This window comes from Nocardioides plantarum (assembly GCF_006346395.1).
GTDB classification, from domain to species: domain Bacteria; phylum Actinomycetota; class Actinomycetes; order Propionibacteriales; family Nocardioidaceae; genus Nocardioides; species Nocardioides plantarum.
Genome location: NZ_VDMS01000001.1, coordinates 1674490 through 1699621, shown reverse-complemented (window position 1 = coordinate 1699621; position 25132 = coordinate 1674490). Strand labels below are relative to the sequence as shown.

Here is a 25132-nt window from a genome sequence, read left to right as displayed (position 1 = left end):
CCGGCGACCGTCAGAGCGCCGGTGAGCGTGTCATCGCCAACCCAGCTCGGGCGCGACGTGCTCGAGGAGCGACTCCAGCAGGTGGGCGTTGTAGTCGACGCCCAGCTGGTTGGGGACCGTCAGCAGCACCGTGTCGGCCGCGGCGATGGCCTCGTCCTCGGCGAGGGCCTTGGCCAGCCGGTCCGGCTCGCCGGCGTAGGTCTTGCCGAAGCGGGCGATGCCGCCGTCGATCATGCCGACCTGGTCCTGGCCCCGCGACTCGCCACCGAAGTAGGCGCGGTCGAGGTCGGAGACGATCGGGAAGATGCTGCGGCTCACCGAGACCCGCGGCTCCCAGGCGTGGCCCGCGGCCGCCCAGGCGCTGCGGAAGCGCTCGATCTGCTCGGCCTGGAGCTGGTGGAACGGGACGCCGGTGTCCTCGCTCAGCAGCGTCGAGCTCATCAGGTTCATGCCCTGGGCGGCGGTCCACTCGGCGGTGGCCCGGGTGCCGGCGCCCCACCAGATGCGCTCGCGCAGTCCGGGGGCGTGGGGCTCGAGACGCAGCAGTCCCGGCGGGTTGGGGAACATCGGGCGCGGGTTGGGCTCGGCGAAGCCGTCGCCCTTCAGCGCCTCGAGGAAGTCGGCCGTATGACGCCGCGCCAGGTCGGCGTGGTCCTCCCCCTCGGCGGGCTCGTAGCCGAAGTACCGGTAGCCGTCGATGACCTGCTCCGGTGACCCGCGGCTGATGCCGAGCTGCAGTCGGCCGGCCGAGATCAGGTCGGCCGCGCCGGCCGTCTCGGCCATGTAGAGCGGGTTCTCGTAGCGCATGTCGATCACGCCGGTGCCGATCTCGATCCGGCTGGTGCGCGCCGCGATCGCCGACAGCAGCGGGAACGGCGACGCGAGCTGCCGCGCGAAGTGGTGCACGCGGTAGTAGGCGCCGTCGACGCCGAGCTCCTCGGCCGCGACGGCCAGGTCGATCGACTGCAGCAGTGCGTCGGACGCGCTGCGCACCTGCGACTGGGGCGAGGGCGTCCAGTGGCCGAAGTTCAGGAACCCGATGTTCTTCTTCATGATGGGTCCAACACTAGTTGAAGCGTCAATCTTCCCAGGTCCCGCGGGTGGGACAGGATCAGGCCTCCCCGCAGAAGCGGTCGATGGTCCGCTGCGCGTCGCCGGGCAGCGTGGCCGGGTCGTCGAGGAAGCGACGCGACTGGCAGATCCTGATCAGGGCGTCCCAGAGCCACTGCCACGTCTCGCGGCTCGCCCTGAGCGCCTCGACCTGGGTCGGGGTCAGGGGGAACCGGTAGCGGGCGTCCCAGTGGCCCTGCGGGACGGTCAGGTCGAGCAGGTGCTGCTGTCCACGGCGGACCACCCTGGGGGGCCAGCTACCGTCGGTGACCTCGTGGCCGAGCCAGACCAGCTCCTCCTCCACCGGCAGGACGAGGGTGACGGCCTTCGGGTGGCTGCCGGCGACCAGGCCCCCGTGCAGGCTCATCGAGACCACGACCCCGTCGAGCACCCGCAGGTGGGTGGGGTAGTAGTTGGCCGCCGGGACGCGGGTGAACTCCCACCGCACCGACCGGGCGATGTCGGGGTCGTAGTCGTGGCGGGTCCGGCTGAGGTAGTCGCCGACCTCGTAGACACCGCCGAGCGCCTTCATCACGGCCGCGACGGCGGGGTGGGACGTGGGCTTGCCCAGGGCCTCCTCGAAGACCTCCAGGGGCGCGGGTGGCGGCGGTCCAGGAGTGGTCACGGGTAGACGATCCCCGCGATCTGCTCGCTGCGCACCCAGAGCCTCTCGGCGGCTGCCCGGTCACGCGAGGCCCGACTGCCGGTGGTGACCCGGGGCGTGCCGCCGAACTCGCCCGGGCCGCTCGGGCCGACGTACGACGAGCCCGGGAGGTCGGCAGTGGCGGCCATCAGGCTCGGCCAGGCCCCGGCGGCGGCGGGCTGCGAGACGGCGCGGATGGCGGCGTCGAGGACCGAGGCGATGCCACCGGAGGAGCGGCCGTACTGCCCGTTGGCGGCGAGGTGGGTGCCGGCGAAGCCGGGGTGTGCGGCGAGCGCCCGGACCGGGACACCGCCCTCGCGGCAGCGACGGTCGAGCTCGGCGGTGAACAGCAGGTTGGCGAGCTTGGACTGCCCGTAGACGTGCCACTTCCGGTAGATCCCACGTGTCCGTCGGCTCGGGTCGCCGACCGCGCCGGCCATCCGGTGGAAGATCGACGACACGGTGACCACCGTGGCCGCCTCGCTCGCGACGAGCTGCGGCAGCAGCAGGCCGGTCAGCAGGAAGGGGCCGAGGTGGTTGGTGGCGAGCTGGAGGTCGAGGTCGTCCGCCGTACGGCGCCGCTTGGTGCCCATCACCCCCGCGTTGTTGACGAGGACGTCGATCGGCCCGAGCCGCGCGGCCGCGGCGCCGGCGGATCGCACCGAGGTGAGGTCGGACAGGTCGACGACGAGCCGCTCCAAGGCCGCGTCCGGCACCTCGGCGGTGATCGCCGCCGCCGTCTCGTCGAGCCTGGCCGGGGTGCGACCGGCGAGCACGACCCGGGCGCCGCGCCGGGCAAGCTCGAGGGCGGTGTGGTGCCCGAGCCCGCCGACCGACGGCCCGGTCACGACGACCGTGCGGCCGGTCTGGTCGGGGATGTCGGCGAGGGTCCAGGCGTCGACGGCGGCGCTCACGGCGTCGTCGCCATCGTCGCGACGATACGGGCGCCGAGCTCGTGGTCGCCCTCGATCGTGACGGCGTCGGCAGCCGCCGCGCGGCGACCGCCCGCCAGCAGGACGAACGTCTCGCGGTCGGTGCGCAGGGTGACCGTGGGGTCGCCCGGCACCACCGGCAGCCGCTCGCCCCGGCGGGCGTCGGTGACGGCGTAGGCGACCGTGGGGCTGCCGACGACGTCGAGCACGGCCGTGGTCCCCGGCTCCGCGCCGGCCTTCTTGGCCACGACGAACCCGAACGACTCGGTGAGGTAGTCGGCGGTGTGCTGGGCCGCGCGGGTGTCGAGGCCGCCGGGGAGGCCGACGGCGCGGCGTACGTCCTGCTCGTGCATCCACACGTCGAGCGGGCGGTTGCGCAGCAGCACCTCCCAGGTCCACGGCACGCCGCCGAAGATCACCGGGGGCTGGGCGGACGCGTCGGTGGGCGGGTCGGCGAGGAGCTGCTGGTGGCGGCGCCCGGTGACCTCGCGGATCTCGGCGACGATCTCGGCGGGGGAGCGGTCGCGCCGGTTGACGACCCCGATCTCGGTGTAGAGGCCCATGAGGCCGGTGACGTGCGCCGGCTCGCCGATCTCCGCGGTCTCCTCGGGGTGGCCCGCCAGCACGCTCTCGAGGTGGGCGGTGTGGGCTGCGCAGGCGCGCACGTCCCAGCCGGCGAGGTCGGTCGGGGTCGACCACTGCTCGTCGGGCACCTGGTCGAGGAGTGCGGCGAGGTCCTGGACGGCCTGCCACCAGGTCTCGACGTAGCCGGCCAGGCGGGGGGCGTCCTCGGGATCGCTCATGGCGGTGACTGTAGGGCGAGCGCTACTCGTAGAGCGAGGTGTCGTAGACCTGGATCTCGTCGTAGTCGGTGAGCTTGTCGCTGAAGCCGGTGCAGTCGAGGACCGCGGTGCGCCCGTAGGCGATGCTGCCCCCGCCGGAGCAGCTGACCGAGGTGAGCCGGGCGTCGTCCTGGTAGAAGTCGATGTGGATGAAGAGCGACTCGGCGTCCTCGTCGTCGCGGTCGTTGGTGACGCGCAGCCCCTCGATCTCGATCGACCCGCTCTCGTCGGTGCTGACGCTCCAGCCCTTCTCGTAGTCGAAGCCGCGGATCGAGAACGCCTCGCCCTCGGTCACCGTGATCGGGTCGTCCTCCGAGCCCCGGTAGTCGTCGTCGAACGCGTCCTCGGCGTTGCTGATCGCCCAGGCGAGGAACGCGACGATGCCGCCGCAGAACAGCAGCACGACCGCGCCCACGATCAGCAGCACGTTGCGGGTGGTGTTGTTCTTGGGCGGCGGCGGGAACTGCGCGTAGGGGTTGGGATAGGCGCCCTGCGAGTACGGCGTGTAGGGCTGCTGGCCGGGGGGCTGCCAGGGCTTGCCGGGCTGCTGGGGGTCAGGGGGGCCGTACGGCGGCTGCTGCGACATGGCCGCATCCTGTCCCACGAGCGGCGTGTCCAACCACCTCGCCCGGTTCAACCGCCGAGGGCCAGCCCCACGGCGATGGCCAGCATCGTCAGGCCGATCAGCACGTCGAGGACCTGCCAGGCGCGCTGGGTCGACAGGGCCCGGTGGGCCAGCCGGGCGCCGTACCCGAGACCGGTGAACCAGAGCACGCTGGCCGCGCCCGCGCCGGCCGCGAACCACCAGCGGTCGCCGTCGCCGTGAGTGTTGGCGACCGAGCCCAGCAGCAGGACGGTGTCGAGGTAGACGTGGGGGTTGAGCCAGGTGAGCGCGACGGCGGTGCGTACGGCGCGCCCGAGGGTCGCGTCGTCGCCGGTCGCGGCCTGCAGCGAGCCGCCCCGGCGGGCCCGGAGCAGCGAGCTGACGCCGTACCACGTGAGGAAGGCGACGCCGGCCCAGCGCACGACGTCGATCACCCAGCCGGCCTGCTCGATGACCGTGCCGATGCCCGCCACCCCGGCGACGATCAGCACCAGGTCGCTGACCGCGCACACCGCGACGACCGGGCCGACGTGGCGCCGGGCCAGCCCCTGGCGCAGCACGAAGGCGTTCTGCGCGCCGATCGCGATGATCAGGGTGAGACCGGTCAGGAGGCCGGCGACGGTGGAGGTGAGCACGTGCTCACGCTAGGTCTGCGCCATGGTGAAGGCCAGCGAAACAATCTGCACAGCCTTTAGCATCGCTACATGCAGCCGGACCAGCTCGCCGCCCTGGCGGCCATCGTCGAGCACGGCACCTTCGAGGCCGCCGCCCGCAGCCTGCACGTCACGACGAGCGCGGTGAGCCAGCGCATCCGCGCTCTCGAGGCGTCCGCCGGCCAGGTCCTCGTGCGTCGTACGACGCCCTGCACCGTCACGCCGGCGGGCGAGGCCCTGGTGCGGATGGCGCGGCAGTGGGCGCTGCTCCTCGACGAGGCCCGCTCCGTGGCCGACGCGGGGCCGGTCGTCGTCGACCTGCCGGTCGCGGTCAACGCCGACTCGCTGGCCACCTGGTTCCGCGGGGTGGTGGGCGAGGTGGCCTCGTGGGAGGGCGTGCGGCTGCGGCTGCACGTGGAGGACCAGGGCTGGTCGGCCGACCTGCTGCGCCGCGGCGAGGTGCTGGCCGCGGTGACCTCGGACCCGACCGCCGTGCAGGGCTGCACGGTCGAGCCGCTCGGCTCGATGCGCTACCGGCCTGCGGCGACGCCGGCCTTCGCCGAGCGGTGGCGGGCCGGGCGAGGCTACGACTGGGCACGGATGCCGCTGGTGGTCTTCAACGAGAAGGACGCCCTCCAGCACGACCTCCTCACCGCCCGCGGCCTCGGCCCGCCGCCCGTGGTGCACCGGGTGCCGACCTCCCACGACTTCCACGAGGCCGTGCGCCACGGGCTCGGCTGGGGCCTGCTCCCCGCCGCCCAGCTCGACCCCGACCTCGCCTCGGGCGCGCTGGTCGCCCTGTCCGCGCGCGACCACGTCGACGTACCGCTCTTCTGGCAGCGGTGGCGGCTCGAGTCGGAGTCATTGACCCGGTTGAGCGACGTGGTGCGAGACGCGTTCGATGGTCGGCCACATCGGCGCCAGGCCGACCCGTCGCCCATGGGCGACGGGTCACCACGAAAAACACGCTGACCCGTCGCCCATGGGCGACGGGTCAGCGTGGTGTCAGGCTGAACGGGTCAGAACGCGGCCTCGTCGAGGTCCATGAGGGAGTTGTCGACGGCCTCGGCGATCGCGCGCTCGGCGCTGATCTTGGGCAGGTTGTACTGGGCGAAGAACTGCGCGGCAGCGACCTTGCCCTCGTAGAACGCCTTGTCCTTGGCCGAGACCTCGCCACCGAGCTTGCCCAGTGCCACGTCGGCGCCGCGCAGCAGCAGCCACGCGCAGACGACGTCGCCGAGGACCATCAGCAGGCGGGTGGTGTTGAGGCCGACCTTGTAGATGTTGCGGATCTCGTCCTGGGCCGACATCAGCTCGTTGATCATGTGGCCGACGATGGCGTTGGCGTCGTCAAGGGCCGTGGCGAGCAGAGCACGCTCGTTCTTGAGGCGGCCGTTGCCGCCCTCGGCGTCGAGGAACGACTGGATCTCGGCCGCGATGGTGCCGAGCGCCTTGCCCTGGTCCTTGACGATCTTGCGGAAGAAGAAGTCCTGGCCCTGGATCGCCGTGGTGCCCTCGTAGAGGGTGTCGATCTTGGCGTCGCGGACGTACTGCTCGACGGGGTACTCCTGCAGGAAGCCGGAGCCGCCGTAGGTCTGCAGCGACTCGGTGCCGAGCAGCACCCACGAGCGCTCCGAGCCGTAGCCCTTGACGATCGGGAGCAGCAGGTCGTTGACGGCGTTGAAGAGCGTGGCGTCGTCGGACTGGCCCTCGCCGGCGTGCTCGGCGAGCTGGATCTTGTCCTGCCACGACGCGGTGTAGAGCACCAGCGAGCGCATCGCCTCGGCGAAGGACTTCTGGACCATCAGCGAGCGGCGTACGTCGGGGTGGTGGGTGATCGTGACGCGCGGCGCGGTCTTGTCGCCGGACTGCGTCAGGTCGGCACCCTGCACCCGCTCCTTGGCGTAGTCGAGGGCGTTGAGGTAGCCGGTCGACAGGGTCGCGATGGCCTTGGTGCCGACCATCATCCGGGCGTTCTCGATGACCTGGAACATCTGGGCGATGCCGTTGTGCACCTCGCCGAGCAGCCAGCCCCGAGCCGGTGCGCCGTCGCCGACCGACGGGTCGCCGAAGGTGACCTCGCAGGTGTTGGAGACCTTGATGCCCATCTTGTGCTCGACGTTGGTGACGTAGACGCCGTTGCGCTCGCCGGTCAGCTCGCCGGTCTCGTGGTCGAAGTGGTGGTGGGGCACCAGGAAGAGCGAGAGGCCCTTGGTGCCGGGCCCGCCGACGCCCTCGACGCCCACGGGGCGGGCGAGCACGAGGTGCATGATGTTCTCGCTCATGTCGTGCTCGGCCGAGGTGATGAAGCGCTTGACGCCCTCGATGTTCCACGAGCCGTCGTCGTTGGCGGTGGCCTTGGCGCGACCGGCGCCGACGTCGGAGCCGGCGTCGGGCTCGGTCAGGACCATCGTGCAGCCCCACTGGCGCTCGACCATCAGCTGGGCGATGCGCTTGTCGCGGTCGTTGCCGTTGCGGTGCACGACCTGGGCGAAGGCCGGGCCCGCGGCGTACATCCAGATGGGGGCGTTGGCGCCCAGCACCATCTCGGCGGTCGCCCAGATCAGCGACGAGGGGGCGGGGGTGCCGCCCAGGTCCTCGTTGATCTGCAGGCGCCAGAACTCGGCGTCCATCCAGGCCTGGTAGCTCTTCTTGAACGACTCGGGCAGCGGCGCGGTGTGGGTGGCCGGGTCGAAGACCGGGGGGTTGCGGTCGCTGTCCTCGTAGGACGCCGCGAGGTCCTCGCGGGACAGCCGCTCGACCTCGGCCAGGATGCTGCGCGCCGAGTCGGCGTCGATGTCGGTGAACGGGCCGGTCCCGAGGATCTCGTCGCGCCCGAGCACCTCGAAGAGGTTGAACTCGATGTCGCGCAGGTTGCTCTTGTAGTGACTCACGGCGGTCCTTCATCTGGTCGTGGGGTCCGGCATTGCTACCGGCCGGTAACTTAATGATAGGTACGCCGACTCAGGCGCGCAAGAACCCGCCGCCGTTCGTGACCGGAGTCTCCCCAGGTCAGAGCGGTAGATCGGCCGAGACGACAGTCATCACCAGGCGGTGCCTGCCCGACGGTGATCGGGTCTCCGTCGGAACGCCCGGCGCCCGGGCCACAGCCCGAGCCGACCGAAAGCCGCCCGGCGACACGTCGACTCAGTGCGGCTGCCAGGCGTCCTCGTCGGCGGTCCGCGAGGTGACGGCCTTGGGGAGCTTGCCGTCGGCGAGCTGTTGGATCGAGACGGCCTCGAAGACGTCGCGCAGGGAGCGGCGGGCGGCGATCCAGACGTGCTGGAGCACGTCGGCCTGCTCGTTGTAGGTGACGGACTCGGGGCGCAGGCCGTAGACGGAGACCAGGGGGCCGTCGACGGCGCGGATCACGTCGGCGACGGACACCTCGGCGGCGGGGCGGCCCATCCTCCAGCCACCGGACTGGCCGCGCTGGGACATCACGATGCCGCCGCGGCGCAGGTCGGCGAGGATCGCCTGGAGGAACCCGTGGGGGATGTCCTGCAGTCGGCCGAGCTCCTCGGCACTGACCGCCTTGGCGTCCACGCGGCCGGCCATCTCGATGAGTGCCCGCAGTGCGTAGTCGGACTTGGCGGAAACGCGCATGGGGCCAGTGTGTCAGATATCTCGGGTCGGAAACTGCACCATCAGACCGACTCGACGGCCGTCCCGGAGACGGTCGAGGACGCCGACATCCACGTCGACCGGGCCCCCGAGGGCCACCAGGACGGGCCCGTGCGCGGACGCGCGGAGCGGAGCTTCCCGTGTGGGTCAGTCGAGCTCGGACAGGCGCCGCTTGAGCTTGCGGCGCTTGCGCTCGGCCCTGGCGAGGCGGTGCTCGAGGTCGGTGGTGCGGTGTCGCAGGCGGCTCAGCTCGTCGTGAGCCTCGGCCAGGGCGGCCGCGACCGCAGCGAGGGAGTCGTCGGGGGCAGGACCGGTCAGGACGTCGGGGTCGCCGACGACGTCGTACGACGACGCGCCGAGGACCGCGCGCCAGGCGGCGGCGGTCTCGGGGTCGACGAGGGTGGGGGCTCCGGGGGTCGGCGCGGCCACCCGCAGCGAGGCGGTGCCGAAGCCGGCGACGCGCCCGAGGGCCTTCCAGGTGGCCTCCGGGTCGCCGAGCAGCACGTGGACCCGGTCGGCTGCACCGACGGCACCGGCCCAGCGGGGCAGCACCTCGGCCAGGTCGCGGCCCGAGCCGCCGGCCGGGCTGCCGGGTCGGGGGGCGCGCGCGGTGACGACGGCGTGGACGTCGAAGCCGTCAAGGGCCTCCACGACGCGGCGGGCGCGGTCGGGCTCGGCCCGCGCCAGCAGCGACTGGCTGATCACGATGGTGTCGCGGCCCTTGCGGGCGCGGGCGACGAGATCGGTCCAGGCGCCGTCGACCTCGTCGCGCTGGTAGCCCCAGTCGCCGTGCAGGTCGAGGACGTCGAGCACGGCCCGGAACGTGGCGGGGGCGTCGGCGGGGCGGCGTACGTGCAGGTCGAGGAGCGCGTGCTCGTGGGCGGCCAGGGCGTCGTCGAGGACCGAGCCCGAGCCGTCGTCGAGCCCGACATGGAGATACGCGCGCCGCTGCTTGCCCACCTCGCCAGGATGACACCCGCGCATGAGCGTGGGATGAACGCAGCCTCAGGCTGTGGTGAACGAGGCCATCGTTCGTTCGGGCTCCCAGAACGCCCTCATCGACAGCACCAGCCCGTCGTCGTCGACGACGTAGACCATGACCAGGTCGGTGACGGTGGAGGAGCCGTCGGCGAACGCCGTCCGGATGCTGCCGACGTTGGCGCAGGTGTTGCTGCCGGGGTTGGCCAGCGACTCGGTGATCGTGAACTCGAAGGTCGCGATCGGGGCGATGGCCTTCTCCCAGAACGCGGAGATGCCCGCGTGGCCGCGGTGGCCCGCGCCCTCGGGGTCGAACATCGACGGGCCGACCGGGTCCTCCAGCACCGCCTGGTCGGAGTAGATCGTCAGCCACTCGGCCAGGTCGCCCTTGGCCACCGCCGAGTAGGACCGCTGGCTCGCCCGTCGCGCCGGGTGGTCGTCGTCGGCGGCGAGCCAGGTGATGGCGTCGGAGGTGATCACGCCGTCATCGTACGACGAGAACTGCAACGTGTTCTAGTTCAGTCACGGCACGACGCCCGGGGGCCGGCGCGAGCCGGCCCCCGGGCGTCGGGCGTCGTGTGGGAGGGATCAGCGGACGACGACCGGCAGGAGCGTCGTACCTCCGACGACGCTGTCCAGCGGGCGGGTGGTCTGGGTGCGGACGAACGAGACCCCGCGCGAGCGGCGGTAGTCCCCGTCGTCACCCCACCAGCCGAGGTCGAGCTTGTCGGGCGTGCCGACCTGGACCCGGATCCGGTCGTGCCGGAGCTGGTGGGACAGGCCGGAGCGGACCGCGGCCACGCTGGCCTCGTCGGTGCCCTCGCCCTCCTCGTCGAAGAAGAACTCGTCGTCGCCCTGGTCGCCGCCCTGGGCGACCAGGAAGATCTGGCCCTTGGCCTTGCTGGGCAGGATGACGCGCGACAGCGTCACGGTCTTCTTGCCGGCCGTGCCGCCGAGGACGACCCGGAGCTGGACCGGCTTGCCGGCCCTGCCGACGATGGGCGAACGCTCCGAGACGCGCACCCACGGGCCACCGGCACCGCCGCGGCGCTGCTCGATGCCGACCAGCGTGTGGCGCGCGAGGCTGTCGGTGACGCCGGCCTTGGCCGTGACGGTCTTGACGGAGACGCCGTCGATGGCGTTGAGCTCGTCGACCAGGATGGCGACGCTGTAGGACGGCTCGGACAGGTCGGTGCTGGTCCACCGGTCGGTGTAGGTCAGCGAGAACGGCTTGCCGTTGTCGGTGCCGGTGATCGCCCAGGTGAGCAGCTGCGTGCCGCTGGAGGGGCCGTCGACGACGCGGTCCTGGTTGGCGACGAGCTGGTAGAAGGTCGCCTCGCCGGCGTACGCCGGGACCGAGACCGCGGTCGTGCCGGTACGGGACCGGGCGCCGTAGGTGACCTGAGAGCTGATGTCGGTGGTGTCCGGGAGTGCGCCGAACGTGCCCGTGATGCCGGTGGTGCGGTCGTCGGTGATGGTGCCGACGGGCGGGGCGAGGTTGGCGACCTTGAACGGCGCGCCGAGGGAGTCGGGCTGGATGTAGACGGCGTCGGCCGGGTGCAGCGCCTCCGTGGTCGCGCCGAGGAGCGCGAGGGGGTGGCCGAAGCCGACGACGGTGTCGCCGCAGACCGAGGTCGCGGTGCCGACCCCGGCCATGGCGACGTCGCCGTAGGCCACGGAGCTGGCCAGGTTGCCGCCGGCGACGATGGTCTCGGGGCCGGCGGCCTTGTCACCGGACGTCTTGCCGAGGACGTAGGTGGACTTGGTGATGAAGTCCGGCCCCTTGGCCTGCAGCTGCGCCAGGCGGCGCGCGGACAGTCCGCTGACGCCCATCGGCGTCGGGAGCTCCTTGAACCCCTGCTCGGCCCGGGCGACGCTGATGCCGGCCCGCGCGGCGACCGTGCGGGCGTCGGCCTTGCCCAGGCGCTTCGGGCTGGTGCGCAGGTCGGTGCTGCTGGCGAGGTGGTCGTTCATGTCCTCGAACGGCGTCACGCCGGCGATCGGGGAGGGGCCGTTGGACAGGCCGTAGGCGACGGCGCCGATGAGCCGGCCGTCGGCGGCGTACACCGGCGAGCCGGACATGCCCGACCAGACGCCGCCGGTGCGCGCGAACTCCGGCATGTCGAGGTCGATCATGATCATGTCGATGTCGGGGGCGATGCCGTCCTCGAGCACACCCAGGATCTCGCCGGTGAAGCCGGTGGGGGTGGTGCCCGAGACGACGGTCAGCCCCTCGACCTCGTCACCGGCCGCGATCCCGGAGAGCGGGAAGGGCTGGACGCAGTCGCCGGCCGGACCGGCGGCGTGGGCGGGGCCGGCCAGGACGGAGAAGCCCGCGGCGGGCAGGCCCAGGCTCAGGGTGGCTGCCATCGCGAGCGAGAGCAGCCGACGGCGGCGGGGGGTGAGAGACACGTGGTTACCTTCGATCGGCGGCGGCACGACGATCGTCGTGCCTGCGACCGGAAGCGTAGGCACCAGCGCGGCTCCTGACTCAGGAACCGGAGAATCCCGAGGTGAACGGATGGGGGAGGCGCTCGGGACGAGCGACGGCGTGACACCGGGTGTGACACCGGCTGTGACGTCAGGAGGGGTGGCGGCGTCCTAGCAGTGACGCCGACCGACCATCAGGAGCGAGATGTCGACCAGGACGCAGGAGTTCGAGGAGTTCGCCGTGGCGCGGACCCCCGGTCTGCTGAGGTCTGCCCGACTGCTCTGCGGTGACGCCCACCTCGCCGAGGACCTCGTCCAGGACACCCTGGCCAAGGTCTACGTGCGGTGGCACGCCACCCTCCGGAGCCCGATCGAGAACCCGGTGGCCTACGCCCACACGGCGCTCACGCGCACGTTCCTGAGCAGCCGCCGCCGTCGGAGCAGCACCGAACGGCCGTACGCCGACCTGCCCGACCGACCCGTCGCCGGTGCCCCCGACGACATGGCCGGCGCGGTGGAGACGCGGATGGCGCTGGACGAGGCGCTCGCCGGGCTCGGGCCCGACGACCGTGCCGTGCTGGTGCTGCGCTACCTCGAGGACCTCAGCGTCGCCGAGACCGCCCAGCGCATGGGGGTCTCCGCCGGTGCGGTCCGCAACCGCAGCATGCGCGCCCTCGAGCGCATCCGACCGTTGCTCGACACCTCGCTCATCGTGCACGTCCCCGAGAGAGGCACCACCCATGACTGATCCTCGGTCACTCCACCCTGCGGCGTCCCAGCTCCTGCGCGACGCCACCGACGACCTCACGGTCGACGTCGACCTGATCGTGCGCGGCGGCATCGCCCGCGGCCGCACGATCCGCCGGCGTCGCCGTGTCGGGACCTCGCTCGTCGCGGCCGCCGTGGTCGGCGTCATCGGCGTCGCGGCGAGCGTGGGTCCGGGGCTGGTCGGCGATGCCCGAGGCCCTGGTGACGGACCCGGGTACGCCGGCGTCACCACGGCGACGGGACCCGCCCCGTCGGCGCCCACCGGCACCGCGCTCGTCCCGACGGCTCCGACCACCCCGCCATCCGGCGAGGTCGACGCGGGGCTGGTCGTCGCCGCCGGCGACGTGCCCGCGGTGTTCGGGGAGCTGCTCGGGGGCGAGGTAGGCCCGATCTCGACCGTCACCGGGTCCGAGGCGGTCGACCTGCCGCAGCGCCGGCTCGTCCACTTCTCGTACGACGGCACCGACACGACGTTCGGGATCGAGCGCGCCGACGCGCTGGCGTCCTGCGCCGCGCTCGTCGACCCGGCCGACCAGCCCGACGGCCGGCCCGGCGGCGAGTGCGTCGTGCGCGACGGTGTCGAGCTGCTCCGCCACGGACCCGAGACGGGTGACGGAGTGACGGCCCGGAGCGTGATGGCCTGGCGGCACGGCTACGTGGTCAGCGTGGTGACGACCAACGGCGACGGCAAGGAGTCCCCGGTTCTCGACGAGCCGCCGATCTCGGCGGCCGAGCTCGAGCGGGTCGCGCTCACCGACCGGTGGTTCAGCGGATCCTGAGGTCCTCGGGGACGCCGGCGACGGCGCGCTGGAGCCAGGTGATCAAGGGCTTCAGCGCGCGCCAGTCGTCGCGCACCAACGTGGCGACGGCGGGGGTGTGGATGACCTTCTCGAAGCCGTAGGGCCGGCCGACCACGAGCTGCTTGTGGCGCAGCAGGTCGATCCGGGGGTGGGTGGCGTCGTAGCCGCGCGGGGTCGTCTTGAGCCGCTCGCCGCCGACCTCGAAGCCGGCCTTCGCGAGCCTGGCCAGCAGCCGCTCGAGCGCCGGACCGGTCGTGTCGTCGTCGATGGCGTCGCGGATCGCGCCGAGGCGTGCGCCGGAGGCCTCGTAGAAGCCACCGCCGACGCGCACCCCGCGAGGTGACAGCTCGACGTACCAGCCGAGCGACGGGCCGGCCGCCACGAACGCGCCCTGGTGGGTCTTGTAGGGCGTCTTGTCCTTGGCGAACCGGACGTCGCGGTAGGGGCGGAAGATCTTGGCCGCCCCGAACTCCGGCGCGAGCATCGTGGTCAGCGCGGTGAACGGCTGCTTGACCGACTCGTCGTAGACGGCCTTGTGGGACTCCCAGAACGACCGGGTGTTGTCGAGCTCGAGGTCGTCGTAGAAGTCGAGGGCGGCGACGGGGAAGCCGGAGAACTGCACGTCACGACCTTACGGAGTCGCAGCGGCCGGGCCGTCCCGGGGACGGGTCCGCCCGCCGACCCGGGGCTCGGGACGGCGGGCGGCCTGGTGGGTGCGGCTGGGTGTGGTGGGGTGCGGCTGGCTCAGCGCTTGACGTCGAGCATGCGGCGGGCAGCCTTGGCGGGCAGCGCCATGGTGGCGCAGCTGAACTGGAGGGTGGCGTTCTGGGTGGCGGAGACGCCGGTGCTGTAGGCGACGGCGGCCATCGTGGTGTCGTTGATGAACCCGACCGACACCTGGAGGGGCGAGTTGTCGGTCGCCCAGTAGGCGAACGCGCTGACGATGCTCTGACCGGTGGGGCAGTCACCCTCGACGACGAAGTCGTTGGTGTTGGCCGGGACGGCGGTGGCGACCGCCTGGTAGTAGCTGAAGTCATCGAAGCCGGCACCGGTGGCGCCCGTGTCACCCTGCGGGCCGGTGGCGCCCTGGGGGCCGGTGGCTCCGGCAGGTCCGGTGGGTCCGGTGGCGCCCTTGGCACCGGTCGCGCCCTTGGCGCCGGTGGAGCCCTTGGCCCCCTTGAGCGACGTGCGCGTCGAGGCGCTGAGGTCGGCCAGGGTGAGGCTGCGGTCCTTGATGTTGGCGCCGGTGATCGTGTTGCCGGCGATGTCCTTGCCGGTGATCTTGCGGGCGGCGACGGCGCCACCGGCCGAGCCCAGCATCAGGGCGACGACGAGCGCGAGGACGAGGGGCAGGCTGCGGGGGAACCGCTTCTTGGTATCCATGGCGGGAACGTAGACCGGGCGTCGCCGACGGCGCGGCAGAATCGGGAAACCCGCAAGCGGCCCGGGAGACGCACCAGCCCCCGCGACAGCGTCGCGGGGGCCGGTGTTGAGAGCGGATGACGAGATTCGAACTCGCGACATCGACCTTGGGAAGGTCGCGCTCTACCACTGAGCTACATCCGCAGTGCAGCAGATGCTAGCCGAGGCGGACGTACGACGCGTGCCGCGGGTCGAGGCCGTCGCCCGACGAGCGGCCGGTGAGTCGACGGTGCACCCACGGGGCCGCCGATCCGCGGACCCACTCGAGCTGGTCGCGCACGCCGCCCCCCGGCGGAGCCGCGAGCGGGAGGTCCTCGAGGTCGTGGGGCACGCCGAGCAGGTCGAGCACGGTGATCGCCATGTGCTGGTGCCCGGCGGGACCCATGTGCAACCGGTCGTGGTCCCAGTAGCCCGGGTCGCGGTACTCGCGCATCCGCCAGAAGTCGAGGATCGCGGCGCCGTGCCGGTCGGCGATCTCGCGCACCAGCTCGTTGTAGAGCGCGAACCGCCCGCGCAGCAGACGGAAGGTCGCCGACCCGCCGGGGTCGAACGCCGTCCAGACGACCAGCCGCGCACCGGTGGCGGCGAGCCGACCCAGCGCCTCGTCGTACGACGTCACGAGGGCGTCGAGGTCGACCTGCGGTCGCAGGATGTCGTTGGCTCCGGCGTAGATCGTCACCAGGTCGGGGTCGAGCGCGACGGCGGGAGCGACCTGCTCGCCGACGACCTTGTCGATCTTGCGCCCGCGGATCGCGAGGTTGGCGTAGCCGAAGTCGGGCACGTCGCGGCCCAGCACCTCGGCGACCCGGTCGGCCCAGCCGCGTACGGCGTTGGGTCGGTCGGGCGCGGGGTCGCCGACGCCTTCGGTGAACGAGTCGCCGAGCGCGACGTAGCGGCGGTAGGGGTGGGTCACCCGGCCATTCTCGACGGGCTCGGGGTCCTCGGGACGGGTGGGGGTGACCAGCACGGCTACGCGAGGACGAGCCGCCGGTAGGGTTCGCCGCGTGCTGCTGTCAGACCGCGACATCCTGGCCCAGATCGACGCCGGCCGGGTCGCGCTCGACCCGTGGGAGCCGGGGATGCTGCAGCCGTCGTCGATCGACGTCCGGCTCGACCGCTACTTCCGGGTCTTCGAGAACCACCGCTACCCGCACATCGACCCCGCGGCCGACCAGTCCGACCTGACCCGGGTGGTCGAGCCGGAGGGTGACGAGCCGTTCATCCTGCACCCGGGCGAGTTCGTGCTGGGGTCGACGTACGAGGTCGTGACGCTGCCCGACGACGTCGCCGCCCGCGTCGAGGGCAAGTCGTCGCTCGGCCGGCTGGGGCTGCTGACCCACGCGACGGCCGGCTTCGTCGACCCCGGCTTCTCCGGGCACGTGACGCTCGAGCTCGCCAACGTGGCGACGCTGCCGATCAAGCTCTACCCCGGCATGAAGATCGGGCAGTTCTGCTTCTTCCAGCTGTCCTCGCCCTCGGAGCACCCCTACGGCTCGGCCAAGTACGGCTCGCGCTACCAGGGCCAGCGGGGCCCCACCCCGTCGCGGTCGTTCCAGAGCTTCCACCGCACGCCCATCTGACCTGGACTGGTGGGGGTGCCCAGCCGGCCGGATGTTACTGACCGTTCGGACTTCTGGCATGCGCTTCAACGCGCAGGGAAGCAGTCCGAACGGTCAGTAACAAGCCGACCGCGGGTCACGGTAAGGTATGCCTAAGTAAGGCTGACCTCACGACGACGGAGCTCTCGATGACGAGCACGACCACGACCGACCTGCCCATGCTGATCGAGGAGGTCGAGTGCGTCGCGGTCGAGCGGCTGACGCCCTCGTTCGTGCGGGTGGAGCTCTCCTCGCCCGCGCTCGCCGAGCTCGGGGTCGACCCCCACTCCTACGACCAGCGGATCAAGTTGATCTTCCCCGAGCCGGGCCACCCGCTGCCGTCGTTCGCCGGCGCTGACGAGTCGTGGTTCGAGACCTGGCTGGAGCGTCCGGTCGAGGAGCGCGGCCACATGCGCACCTACACGCTGCGTGCGGTGCGGGGCGAGGGCCTCGACACCCGTCTGGTCGTCGACTTCATCGTGCACGAGGGCGAGTGCGGGCCGGGTGGCACGTGGGGTGCGCAGGCATCGGTCGGTGACCGGCTGGTCCTGATGGCACCGCGACGCGGCTACCCCTACGGCGGTATCGAGTTCGTCCCCGGCGACGCCCGCTCGCTGCTGCTCGTCGCCGACGAGACCGCGGTGCCGGCCGTGGCCGCCATCCTCGAGCAGCTCCCTCGCGACGCCGCGGGCCACGCGTTCCTCGAGGTGCCGTACGACGCCGACCGGCTCACGCTGCAGCACCCGGAGGGTGTCGTGGTGCGGTGGCTGCCGCGCGACGGTGCGGCGCGTGGCGGGGCGCTGCACGCGGCGGTCCTCGAGCACCTCGGCACCCGGCCCGTGCCCCTGGCCGTCGCCGACGACGAGGTCGACCCCGACCTGTGGGAGACGCCCACCCACTCCTCCTCGGGTGAGGACGTCGAGCAACCGGTGCGCGTCGTCGGGCACGACTTCGACGGGCTCTACGCGTGGATCGCGGGGGAGTCGAAGGTGGTCACCGGGCTGCGTCGTGCGCTGGTCAAGGACCTCGGGATCGACCGGCACCAGGTGGCCTTCATGGGCTACTGGCGCGTCGGTGTGTCGATGAAGTCCTGAGCCCTGGACCGGTCTCAGGCCTCCAGGCGGTCGGCGACCGAGCGGACCCGGGCGGCCAGGCGGTGGCGCCGGGCGCGGCGCCGGGAGGCGCTCAGGGTGGCGCGGTTGCGCGCGTCGTGGTCGACGGTGGCGTCGGCGTGGGTGCGGCGCATCTCGTAGTCGAGCAGCTCGTGGGCGTTCATGGTGGATCTCCTGTCGCGGGACGGGTGGGGGCGGGGTCGGACGGGTCAGACCTGGCTGAGGACGACGTCGCCGGTCACGGTCTTGGCGCGGACCTCGACGTAGTCGGCGCCGGGCTCGGGCTGGCCGGCACCGTCGAGGGTGGAGTGGATGCGGCCGGAGACGGTCGTGACGTCGGTCCAGACCGGGACGCCGGGCGGCACGCCGATCCGGACGCCGCCCGAGGCACCCTTGGCCTGGACCCGGCCGGCCGTGATCACGCCGATCTCGAGGTCGCCGCTGCCGGTGGTGAGGCCGACGTCGCCCCGGGCGCGGCCGATCCGCAGGTCGCCGGACCCGGTCTTGACGGCCGTGGGACCCGTGACGTCGTCGATCTTGACGTCGCCGGAGCCGGTGGACACCGAGACCTCCGCGGCCGTCGTACGGATGTCGACGTCGCCGGAGCCGCTCTTGACGCGCAGCGCCTGCGTGGCCTGCGCGATGGTGACGTCGCCCGAGCCGGTCTCGACCAGGCAGGCGCCGTCGACGGTGTCGAGGCGGACGTCGCCGGAGCCCGAGCGGACCTGCGCCCGGTCGATCCGGCCGGTGACGTCGAGGTCGGCGCTGCCGAGCTTGGTGACGAAGTCGCTGCCCTGGGGGAGGTGGACCACGATGTCGAGGCGCCGCTCCCCGGTGAGGAAGCCGCCGCGGTGCTGGGGGGCGATGACGTCGAGACGGCGGCCGTCGAGGTGGACGTGGGTCGCCTCGGCGTCGGGTCCGGTGAGCTCGACGCGGGTCTCGGTGGTGTCGAGGGCGCGGACCTCGACGGTGCCCTTGCCGTTCTCGATGTAGAGCTCGATCGGCTCGTGGGTCTCGAAGTGGTGCTCGGTCATCGGGTGCTCCTGGGTCGGGGTGTGGTGGGAGGGGCGGGTGAGGGTGTGCTCGTCCGCGGGACCGGCCAGGGGCCGGACCCGGAGGTCTCGTGGTGTCGGGTGGGTGGTGCCGGGTGGTCAGACCCAGCCGGTCATCCGGCGCTGTCCTCGTCGGCTGCGGCTGTCGCCGAACGGGTCGCCGCCGCCGAAGAACGGCAGGCTCGACAGGTCGATGTCGACGTTGATGGCGGCCTCGCCGTCGCGCCGGGTCGCGGCTCGGACGACGTTGACGAGCCACGTGTTGAGGGACTGCCCGGCCGCAGCGGCGGCGTCCTCGGCCTTGCCCTTGACCGACTCGGGCAGTCGCAGGGTGATGCGCGCGGTGCTGCCGTCGTCGACGTCCTCGGGCGGGGCCGGCGGAGCGGGAGGGGCCGGCGGGCTCGGCGCGACGGGCGGAGCCGCGGGGCCGGCGACCGCGGCGTCGACGACGAAGGCGAGCTCGCGGCCGTCGAGGCGTACGTCGACGCCCCCCGCCGGCATCTCGGCAGTGATCTCGGCGCAGGCCTGGCTGATCGCCTCCATCAGCGCGAGCCGGGCGGCCGGGTCGAGCGCGAAGCCCAGCCGCTCGGCGGCGGTGCGCAGCTCGTCGCCGGCCCCGTCGGCGGCTGCGAGCAGGTCGCGGCGCAGGTGTTCGACGTAGGGGGTGATGTCCATGCGCACCACTGTGACATCACGATGATGTCAGGTCAAGCGATGGTGACACCATTCTGACGCCAACTGATGTCGCGTGACGTCAGGCCTACGGGCTCGGGGGTGGTGGTCGTGTGCCCGTCGACGGTCCCGGGACCGCCCGCAGGCACACGACCCGTCGACCTGGTCGAGCCGTCAGAGGTCGAAGAGCGAGCCCTCGCCGATCTCGACGTCGGTGCGGGGCTGGTGGGCCTCGCCGCTGCGCGCGGTCGGGGGAGCCGCCTCGGCCTCGGTCGGGGCCTCCGGCTCGGCGTCGTCCGCGGGCTCGGGGTCGGGGTCGGCCGTGGCGTCGGCGGCGGCCTCGGGCTCGACATCCACGGCCGCCTCGGGGGCGTCGGGTGTCTCGTCCGTGGGCGAGCTGTCGGAGGCGATCGCGGTGGCGGCCGCGCTGACGGCGGCACCGCCGGACAGCGTCCCGGGCTGGCCGTCGTCGGACGGGGACGGCTCCGGCTCCGGGTCCGGCTCCGGGTTCGACGGGGCCGCCGACTCGGGCTCGGACGCTGCCTCCGGCTCCGGCTCCGGCTCCGGCTCGGGCTCCGGCTCGGGCTCCACTGCCTGCGGAGCCGCGGCGACCGGGGTGGGCGCGGGGATGTCGAAGAGCGATCCACCCTCGGGGATCTCGGCGGTCGGGGTCGCGGCCACGGCTGCCGGGGTGGCCTCGGGCTGCGACTCCACCTCGGGCGCCACCTCGGGCGCCGGCTCGGGCGCCGGCTCCGACCTCACCTCCGGCTCGGCCGCCTGCGGAGCGGACGTCGCCGGTGCGGGCGCCGGGATGTCGAAGAGCGAGCCGCCCGCAGGGATCTCGGCGGCCGGGGCTGCAGCCGTCGGGGTGGCCTCGTTGGCGCTCCGCCCGTCGTCGGCCGCCGCGGTCTCGGGCTGCGCCGCGGTGTCGGCATGCGCCACGGGCTCGGAGGCAGCGGCGGGCTCCGTGGGTGCGGGCGCCGTGGGAGGCTCCGGGGCGGCGATGTCGAACAGCGACCCACCAGAACCCAGGCCGGCGGCCGGAGCCGCGGCCTTCGGCTCGGGCTCGGGCGTCGAGGCGGCCTCGGTCGACGTCGGCTCCGCGGACGGGGCGGGCTCGTCGGCGACCAGGTCGAACAACGACCCACCCGACCCGAGGTCGGCCGTCGGCTTCGACTCCGGCTCCGCCTCGGCCGACTTCTCAGCCGCCGGCTCCTCGGCTGACTCCGCCTCGGCCGGCGCAGCCGTCGTCGCAGGCTCGTCGCCCCCGAGGTCGAACAGGGAGCCACCCGGCTTCGGCGTCGTCGCGTCGCCGTCCTCGGACGCCGGGGTTGCCGCCGCAGCCGGCTTCTCTGGCTCGGTGTCGCCACCGACGTCGAACAGGGAGCCACCCGACGCCGCGGGCTTCTCCGGCTCGGGCTCGGCGTCGCCACCGACGTCGAACAGCGACCCGCCCGAGGACGCCGGCTTGGCCGCCTGCGCCTCCTCGGCGGGGGTCTTGGCGCTGTCGGCGGTCTGACCGGGCTCGTCCTTGACCTCGGGGTCGTCGAAGAGTGACGAGCCGCCGGACGCCTTGGCCAGCGGGCCGGCGTCCTCGGTGGCCACCACGGTGTCGTCGGTGATGGTCTCGTCGCCGGCCTCGGGCTCGGCCTTGGTCGCGACGTCGGACGGCGCGGCCGCCGGGGCGGCGTCCTCCTTCGGTGCGCCGCCCGGGGCGTACTTGGTGGCCTGCTCGCCCTTGACGGACGCGAGCAGCATCTGGGCGACGTCGAGGACCTCGACCTCCTCGCGGGCCTCGTCCTTGGACTGCTTCATCGTGAGACCGTCGGAGAGCATCACGCGGCAGAAGGGGCAGCCGACGGCGATCTGGTCGGCGCCGGTCTCGACGGCCTCGTTGGTGCGGTTCATGTTGATCCGCTCGCCGGTCTTCTCCTCCATCCACATCCGCGCCCCGCCGGCGCCGCAGCAGAAGGAGCGCTCGCTGTTGCGCTCCATCTCGACGTACGTCGCCCCGGGGAGGATCTGGAGCAGCTCGCGCGGCGGCGTGTAGACGCCGTTGTGACGGCCGATGTAGCACGGGTCGTGGTAGGTGATCGAGCGCTTGTGGGCGCCGGCACCCTCCGTGACGGGCGTCAGCCTGCCCTCGCGCACCAGGCGGTTGAGCAGCTGCGTGTGGTGGACGACCTCGAGCTCGACCCCGAACTGGCTGTACTCGTTCTTGAGCGTGTTGAAGCAGTGGGCACAGGTCGAGACGACCTTCTTGGCCTTCGCCTCGGTCAGCACCTCGGCGTTCTGCTGGGCCAGGCCCTGGAACACGAACTCGTTGCCGGCGCGGCGGGCCGGGTCGCCGGTGCAGGTCTCGCCGTTGCCGAGCACGCCGAACGAGACGCCGGCGATGTCGAGCAGCTCGGCCACCGCGCGGGTGGTCTTCTTGGCGCGGTCCTCGTAGGCGCCGGCGCAACCGACCCAGAACAGCCAGTCGACCTCGTCGAGCGACTCGATGGTGTCGCCGACGACCTTGACCTCGAAGTCGAGGCCCTTGGTCCAGTCGAGGCGGGCCGTGGACGACATGTTCCACGGGTTGCCCTTGTTCTCGAGGCCCTTGAAGAGGCCGTTGAGCTCGGCGGGGAAGTTGGACTCGACGAGCACCTGGTAGCGGCGCATGTCGATGATGTGGTCGACGTGCTCGATGTCGACGGGGCACTGCTGCACGCAGGCGCCGCACGACGTGCAGTTCCAGAGCACGTCCTCGTCGATGACGAAGGCGCCGCCCTCGGGGTTGTAGAACCAGTCGTCGACGCGGGCGTCGGAGCCGTCGCCGTGGGCCTCGCGGTCACCGGCACCGATCAGGGTGCGCGCCTTGGCCGTCTCGTCGCCCTCGGCCGAGGCGTAGGCGTGGTCGCGCAGCGCAGTGACGAGCAGCTTGGGCGACAGCGGCTTCTCGGTGTTCCAGGCCGGGCACTGCGACTGGCAGCGGCCGCACTCGGTGCAGGTGGTGAAGTCGAGGATGCCCTTCCAGGAGAAGTCCTCGAACGAGCCGACGCCGAGCGAGGACTCCTCGTCGAGCTCCTCGATGTCGTCGAGGCTGACGACCTGGCCGCCGCTGGTCAGCGGCTTGACCGCGCCGAGGGCGGTGCGGCCGGAGGCCTCGCGCTTGAACCAGATGTTGGGCCACGCGGTGAAGCGGTGCCAGGCGATGCCCATGCGCAGGTTGACGGAGATGAAGATCAGCCAGACCATCGCCAGCACGATCTTGAACAGCGCGATGGCGATGATGATGTTCTCGAGCGTGCCCTCGTGGCCCTCGACCCCGTCGGGGTAGAGGTTGCCGAAGAACGAGCTGATCGGGAAGTGGAACCGGTCGAAGTCCTCGGGGTGGTCGCTGGCGACCTGGCCGAGGTTGTACTCGGCGCCGCGGATGAACAGGATCGCGGAGCCCTCGAGCAGCGCCATCGCCTCGACGAAGTAGGCGTAGGTGAAGTTGGAGCCGAAGAACCGGCTCTTGCGGCCCTGGCTGCGCGGGTGGTGCAGCTGGCGGTAGACGATCAGGAAGACGATGCCGACCGTGCCGAGCAGGCCGATGCCCTCGCTGAGCCACTCGAAGAGGAAGAAGTGGCCGATGATCGGCAGCGCGAACTCGGGGTCGAAGAGCTGGAAGTAGCCGGTGAGGACGGCCGAGCTCAGCACGATGAACGCGAGGTAGACGAACCAGTGCATGACCCCGATCCAGGTCCACTGCAGCATCCGCGTGTGGCCGAAGGTCTCCTTGACCATGTTCCACGTCCGGCGCGCCGGCTGGTCGCGACGGCCGAGGACGGCTTGGCCCTGCCTCATCACCCCGACCATCGTGCGGACGGCCTTGGTGGTGAGCACGACGGCCACGGCGGTCAGCGCGAGCGCGAGGACGATGGCGACGGTCTGGAACATGCGGTGGACTCCACTCGGTCGGCGGCCCAGGGTCGACGCCACGGGCCCGCCGAGCCTATTGCTCGGCGTACGGCCCGTCAGCGCATCCTCAGGGTGAGAAGAATCCTACCGACAGGTAACTTCTCACCCCGAGGAGGCTGTGCTCAGCGCGTGACGGTGGCCGTACGACGCCCGGTGCGGTCGGCGTACGAGCCGACGACGACCAGGGTGCGCTTGCCGGTGCGGGCCGCCCACGGCACCCGGACCACCTTGGAGACGCGGCCGGCGCTGTTGGCGCGCGAGCGGAGCAGGGTCTTGCCGTCCAGGGTGATCGTGTAGGTCTCGCGGGCGGCCAGGCCGGCGGCGTTGACCCGCAGCGAGCCGCCGCGCTTGACCTTGGCCAGGGTGCCGACGCGGAAGGTGGCGGCGCCGACGGCCACGCGGACGTCGCGGGTGTAGACGTCGCGGGGCTGGTAGCCGTCACGGACGGCGACGACGCCGGCACTGATCGTGTGCCCGAGGTCGGCCTTGGTGAGGCGGTAGGTCGAGCCACCGCCGGCCGCCTCGAGCCGCTCGCTGTCGCGGTACCAGACACGGAGGTACTTGTCCGGCGTGGGGGACGCCGCGGTGACGGTCATCCGCAGGGTGTGACCGACGCGGGCGACGCCCACCAGCGACACGCGGGGGGCCGTGGTGAACTGCCCGTGCGCGATCGTCACCGGCGCGGAGGTGGAGGTGCCGCTGACCCCGTCGGCGGTGGCCGTCACGGTGACCGCGACATCGTGACCTGCGTCGGCGGCGGTCGGCACGTAGGTCGCGGCGTCGGTGCCGACGGGCTCGCCGTCCCGGGTCCACTGGTAGCGGTAGGTGTCGGGCGTGGTGAGCCAGGATCCGCTCGTGGCGGACAAGGCTCCGTCGACGACCGCGTCGCCGCTGATCGTCGGCGGCGCGGTGTCGGCCAGGGTGGCGTAGACGATGGTCGCGCGGTAGCTCTCGAGCTGGACGTCGGCGATCGGCGCGCCCGTCGTGGGCGGGATCGTGGTGACGGTGCTCGTCCCGAGGTCGGGGTGGTTGCCCCAGGTGTGCAGCACGCCGTCGCTGGTCGCGGCCGCGATGGCGCCGCTGGTGATGTCGACGGCGACCACGTCGCCGTCCTGGACGGCCTGCGGCACGTCCTTCAGGTCGTAGTAGTCGGTGCCCCAGATCACCAGGTCGCCCTCGGCGGTCAGGGCGACGTCGGTGAACTCGCCGAGCGACAGCGCCACGACCGTCTCGTCGTCGAGCGACGCCGGCGCCGGGCCGGCGTAGCCCCAGGCGACGACCTTGCCGTCGGTGGTCAGGACGCCGGAGTTGAGGTAGCCGGCGTGCACGGAGGCCACGTCGAGGTCGGCGACCTCGGGCGGGACGGTCGTCAGGCCGATCTCGCTGCTGTCGCCCCAGGCGAGGACCTCGCCGGTGCTGGTCAGCGCGAGGTCGTGGTTCAGGCCGGCCGCCACCTGCGTCACGTCGGCGTCCTGGACGGACTCGGGGACGGTGGCCGGGACCGACTTGGCGTCGTCCATCCAACCCCAGGTGGTCACGTCGCCGTCGGCGTCGAGGGCCAGGCCGTGCCGGTAGCCGGCGTCGATCTGCACGACGTCCTCGTCGGCCAGGGACGACGGCACGTCGAGCGCGCCGCCGTACGGCGTCCCCTCGGCGAGCACCCGGCCGTCGAGCGTGAGGGCGTAGGTGCTCCAGTAGCCCGTCGCCACCTGGGCGAGCGGCCCCGACGGCAGGTGCGCGCCCTGGACGTCGCCGGCCTTGCTGACGCGGATGGCGTCGGGCGCCGGCTGGGCGGTCTCGGCGGAGGCCGTCGGTGCGCCGGTGACGGCCAGCAGGCCGATCGCGAGGGGCGCGAGGGCGAGGGTGGACAGGGCGTGCGTGAGGCGCATCGTTCTCTTCCGGGATCGGGGTAGGTCGCGCGGCCCGGGGAGTCGGAGCGGCAGA

General features: G+C 72.4%; 24 protein-coding genes and 1 tRNA gene. 5 read left to right on the top strand and 20 right to left on the bottom strand.

The window, feature by feature from the left end; all coding sequences use genetic code 11:
- Window positions 1-30 precede the first annotated feature (30 nt).
- The 6 genes from FJQ56_RS07980 to FJQ56_RS07955 are packed head-to-tail and all read right to left on the bottom strand — an operon-like array spanning window position 31 to window position 4766.
- Complete coding sequence (locus tag FJQ56_RS07980) at window positions 31-1053, bottom strand: LLM class flavin-dependent oxidoreductase (RefSeq protein ID WP_140008725.1); 1023 nt, start codon at window positions 1051-1053, stop codon at window positions 31-33.
- Window positions 1054-1111: 58 nt separating this feature from the next.
- On the bottom strand, window positions 1112-1735 hold the full coding sequence (locus FJQ56_RS07975; protein WP_140008723.1) for a hypothetical protein: 624 nt from the start codon (window positions 1733-1735) through the stop codon (window positions 1112-1114).
- Window positions 1732-2667 (bottom strand): oxidoreductase, encoded by a 936-nt coding sequence (locus FJQ56_RS07970; protein WP_140008721.1) that lies wholly within the window; start codon window positions 2665-2667, stop codon window positions 1732-1734. The genes FJQ56_RS07975 and FJQ56_RS07970 overlap by 4 nt, the downstream gene beginning before the upstream one ends.
- Window positions 2664-3488: a maleylpyruvate isomerase family mycothiol-dependent enzyme gene (locus FJQ56_RS07965; RefSeq protein ID WP_140008719.1), complete on the bottom strand. Its 825-nt coding sequence runs from the start codon at window positions 3486-3488 to the stop codon at window positions 2664-2666. The genes FJQ56_RS07970 and FJQ56_RS07965 overlap by 4 nt, the downstream gene beginning before the upstream one ends.
- Window positions 3489-3510: 22 nt before the next feature.
- Window positions 3511-4113, bottom strand: coding sequence for a hypothetical protein (locus tag FJQ56_RS07960; protein WP_140008717.1), 603 nt, complete (start codon window positions 4111-4113; stop codon window positions 3511-3513).
- Between the two features lie 47 nt (window positions 4114-4160).
- Window positions 4161-4766, bottom strand: coding sequence for a LysE/ArgO family amino acid transporter (locus FJQ56_RS07955; protein WP_140008715.1), 606 nt, complete (start codon window positions 4764-4766; stop codon window positions 4161-4163).
- Window positions 4767-4835: 69 nt separating this feature from the next.
- On the opposite strand from FJQ56_RS07955, the gene FJQ56_RS07950 reads away from it, so the two are divergent.
- Complete coding sequence (locus tag FJQ56_RS07950; protein WP_140008713.1) at window positions 4836-5756, top strand: LysR family transcriptional regulator ArgP; 921 nt, start codon at window positions 4836-4838, stop codon at window positions 5754-5756.
- Window positions 5757-5803: 47 nt separating this feature from the next.
- On the opposite strand, the gene FJQ56_RS07945 is transcribed toward FJQ56_RS07950, so the two are convergent.
- The 5 genes from FJQ56_RS07945 to FJQ56_RS07925 form a co-directional block, all read right to left on the bottom strand.
- Entirely contained in the window at window positions 5804-7678 is a 1875-nt protein-coding gene (locus FJQ56_RS07945; protein WP_140008711.1) for an acyl-CoA dehydrogenase, read from the bottom strand.
- A 253-nt stretch (window positions 7679-7931) separates the two neighbouring features.
- Entirely contained in the window at window positions 7932-8390 is a 459-nt protein-coding gene (locus tag FJQ56_RS07940) for an RrF2 family transcriptional regulator (protein ID WP_140008709.1), read from the bottom strand.
- Between the two features lie 165 nt (window positions 8391-8555).
- On the bottom strand, window positions 8556-9368 hold the full coding sequence (locus tag FJQ56_RS07935) for a hypothetical protein (protein WP_140008707.1): 813 nt from the start codon (window positions 9366-9368) through the stop codon (window positions 8556-8558).
- Window positions 9369-9413: 45 nt separating this feature from the next.
- Window positions 9414-9866 carry a nuclear transport factor 2 family protein gene (locus FJQ56_RS07930; RefSeq protein ID WP_140008705.1) on the bottom strand — a complete coding sequence of 151 codons (453 nt, stop codon included), beginning with the start codon at window positions 9864-9866 and terminating at the stop codon, window positions 9414-9416.
- Between the two features lie 108 nt (window positions 9867-9974).
- Window positions 9975-11798: a SpoIVB peptidase S55 domain-containing protein gene (locus FJQ56_RS07925; protein WP_140008703.1), complete on the bottom strand. Its 1824-nt coding sequence runs from the start codon at window positions 11796-11798 to the stop codon at window positions 9975-9977.
- Window positions 11799-12021: 223 nt separating this feature from the next.
- Here FJQ56_RS07925 and FJQ56_RS07920 point away from each other — a divergent pair, with 223 nt between their 5' ends.
- A complete protein-coding gene (locus tag FJQ56_RS07920; protein WP_140008701.1) occupies window positions 12022-12564 on the top strand; it encodes a SigE family RNA polymerase sigma factor in 543 nt (180 codons plus the stop codon).
- Complete coding sequence (locus FJQ56_RS07915) at window positions 12557-13363, top strand: hypothetical protein (protein ID WP_140008699.1); 807 nt, start codon at window positions 12557-12559, stop codon at window positions 13361-13363. Before FJQ56_RS07920 ends, FJQ56_RS07915 begins: the two co-directional genes overlap by 8 nt.
- On the opposite strand, the gene FJQ56_RS07910 is transcribed toward FJQ56_RS07915, so the two are convergent.
- From FJQ56_RS07910 to FJQ56_RS07895, 4 genes are all read right to left on the bottom strand, one after another.
- On the bottom strand, window positions 13350-14006 hold the full coding sequence (locus FJQ56_RS07910) for a DUF2461 domain-containing protein (protein WP_140008697.1): 657 nt from the start codon (window positions 14004-14006) through the stop codon (window positions 13350-13352). The genes FJQ56_RS07915 and FJQ56_RS07910 overlap by 14 nt on opposite strands.
- A 122-nt stretch (window positions 14007-14128) precedes the next feature.
- The gene (locus FJQ56_RS22885; RefSeq protein WP_281284662.1) at window positions 14129-14767 is read right to left on the bottom strand and encodes a collagen-like triple helix repeat-containing protein; all 639 of its coding nucleotides are present in this window, start codon (window positions 14765-14767) and stop codon (window positions 14129-14131) included.
- Between the two features lie 111 nt (window positions 14768-14878).
- Window positions 14879-14950, bottom strand: a tRNA-Gly gene (locus FJQ56_RS07900).
- 13 nt (window positions 14951-14963) lie between these two features.
- Window positions 14964-15719 (bottom strand): SGNH/GDSL hydrolase family protein, encoded by a 756-nt coding sequence (locus FJQ56_RS07895; RefSeq protein WP_246084036.1) that lies wholly within the window; start codon window positions 15717-15719, stop codon window positions 14964-14966.
- A gap of 91 nt (window positions 15720-15810) precedes the next feature.
- On the opposite strand from FJQ56_RS07895, the gene dcd reads away from it, so the two are divergent.
- Entirely contained in the window at window positions 15811-16386 is a 576-nt protein-coding gene (dcd, locus tag FJQ56_RS07890) for a dCTP deaminase (RefSeq protein ID WP_140008693.1), read from the top strand.
- Between the two features lie 167 nt (window positions 16387-16553).
- Window positions 16554-17498 carry a siderophore-interacting protein gene (locus FJQ56_RS07885; RefSeq protein ID WP_246084035.1) on the top strand — a complete coding sequence of 315 codons (945 nt, stop codon included), beginning with the start codon at window positions 16554-16556 and terminating at the stop codon, window positions 17496-17498.
- A gap of 14 nt (window positions 17499-17512) precedes the next feature.
- Here FJQ56_RS07885 and FJQ56_RS22090 read toward each other — a convergent pair whose 3' ends face one another.
- The 5 genes from FJQ56_RS22090 to FJQ56_RS07865 form a co-directional block, all read right to left on the bottom strand.
- Window positions 17513-17680, bottom strand: coding sequence for a hypothetical protein (locus tag FJQ56_RS22090; protein WP_170215313.1), 168 nt, complete (start codon window positions 17678-17680; stop codon window positions 17513-17515).
- 45 nt (window positions 17681-17725) lie between these two features.
- Window positions 17726-18550, bottom strand: a complete 825-nt coding sequence (locus tag FJQ56_RS07880; RefSeq protein ID WP_140008691.1) for a DUF4097 family beta strand repeat-containing protein — start codon at window positions 18548-18550, stop codon at window positions 17726-17728.
- 117 nt (window positions 18551-18667) lie between these two features.
- Window positions 18668-19243, bottom strand: coding sequence for a pilus assembly protein HicB (locus FJQ56_RS07875; RefSeq protein ID WP_140008689.1), 576 nt, complete (start codon window positions 19241-19243; stop codon window positions 18668-18670).
- Between the two features lie 171 nt (window positions 19244-19414).
- Window positions 19415-23167: a (Fe-S)-binding protein gene (locus FJQ56_RS07870; RefSeq protein WP_211350787.1), complete on the bottom strand. Its 3753-nt coding sequence runs from the start codon at window positions 23165-23167 to the stop codon at window positions 19415-19417.
- A 143-nt stretch (window positions 23168-23310) separates the two neighbouring features.
- Complete coding sequence (locus tag FJQ56_RS07865) at window positions 23311-25077, bottom strand: RCC1 domain-containing protein (RefSeq protein ID WP_140008687.1); 1767 nt, start codon at window positions 25075-25077, stop codon at window positions 23311-23313.
- Window positions 25078-25132: the final 55 nt, after the last annotated feature.

What these genes read in the sequence shown, in the direction of transcription:
- FJQ56_RS07980 (WP_140008725.1), bottom strand. Translation starts at nt 1,053, where the DNA reads ATGAAGAAGAACATCGGGTTCCTGAACTTCGGCCACTGGACGCCCTCG.
- FJQ56_RS07920 (WP_140008701.1), top strand. Translation starts at nt 12,022, where the DNA reads ATGTCGACCAGGACGCAGGAGTTCGAGGAGTTCGCCGTGGCGCGGACC.
- FJQ56_RS07940 (WP_140008709.1), bottom strand. Translation starts at nt 8,390, where the DNA reads ATGCGCGTTTCCGCCAAGTCCGACTACGCACTGCGGGCACTCATCGAG.
- FJQ56_RS07870 (WP_211350787.1), bottom strand. Translation starts at nt 23,167, where the DNA reads ATGTTCCAGACCGTCGCCATCGTCCTCGCGCTCGCGCTGACCGCCGTG.
- FJQ56_RS22885 (WP_281284662.1), bottom strand. Translation starts at nt 14,767, where the DNA reads ATGGATACCAAGAAGCGGTTCCCCCGCAGCCTGCCCCTCGTCCTCGCG.
- FJQ56_RS07960 (WP_140008717.1), bottom strand. Translation starts at nt 4,113, where the DNA reads ATGTCGCAGCAGCCGCCGTACGGCCCCCCTGACCCCCAGCAGCCCGGC.
- FJQ56_RS07950 (WP_140008713.1), top strand. Translation starts at nt 4,836, where the DNA reads ATGCAGCCGGACCAGCTCGCCGCCCTGGCGGCCATCGTCGAGCACGGC.
- FJQ56_RS22090 (WP_170215313.1), bottom strand. Translation starts at nt 17,680, where the DNA reads ATGAACGCCCACGAGCTGCTCGACTACGAGATGCGCCGCACCCACGCC.
- FJQ56_RS07885 (WP_246084035.1), top strand. Translation starts at nt 16,554, where the DNA reads ATGACGAGCACGACCACGACCGACCTGCCCATGCTGATCGAGGAGGTC.
- FJQ56_RS07865 (WP_140008687.1), bottom strand. Translation starts at nt 25,077, where the DNA reads ATGCGCCTCACGCACGCCCTGTCCACCCTCGCCCTCGCGCCCCTCGCG.
- FJQ56_RS07965 (WP_140008719.1), bottom strand. Translation starts at nt 3,488, where the DNA reads ATGAGCGATCCCGAGGACGCCCCCCGCCTGGCCGGCTACGTCGAGACC.
- FJQ56_RS07880 (WP_140008691.1), bottom strand. Translation starts at nt 18,550, where the DNA reads ATGACCGAGCACCACTTCGAGACCCACGAGCCGATCGAGCTCTACATC.
- FJQ56_RS07915 (WP_140008699.1), top strand. Translation starts at nt 12,557, where the DNA reads ATGACTGATCCTCGGTCACTCCACCCTGCGGCGTCCCAGCTCCTGCGC.
- FJQ56_RS07875 (WP_140008689.1), bottom strand. Translation starts at nt 19,243, where the DNA reads ATGGACATCACCCCCTACGTCGAACACCTGCGCCGCGACCTGCTCGCA.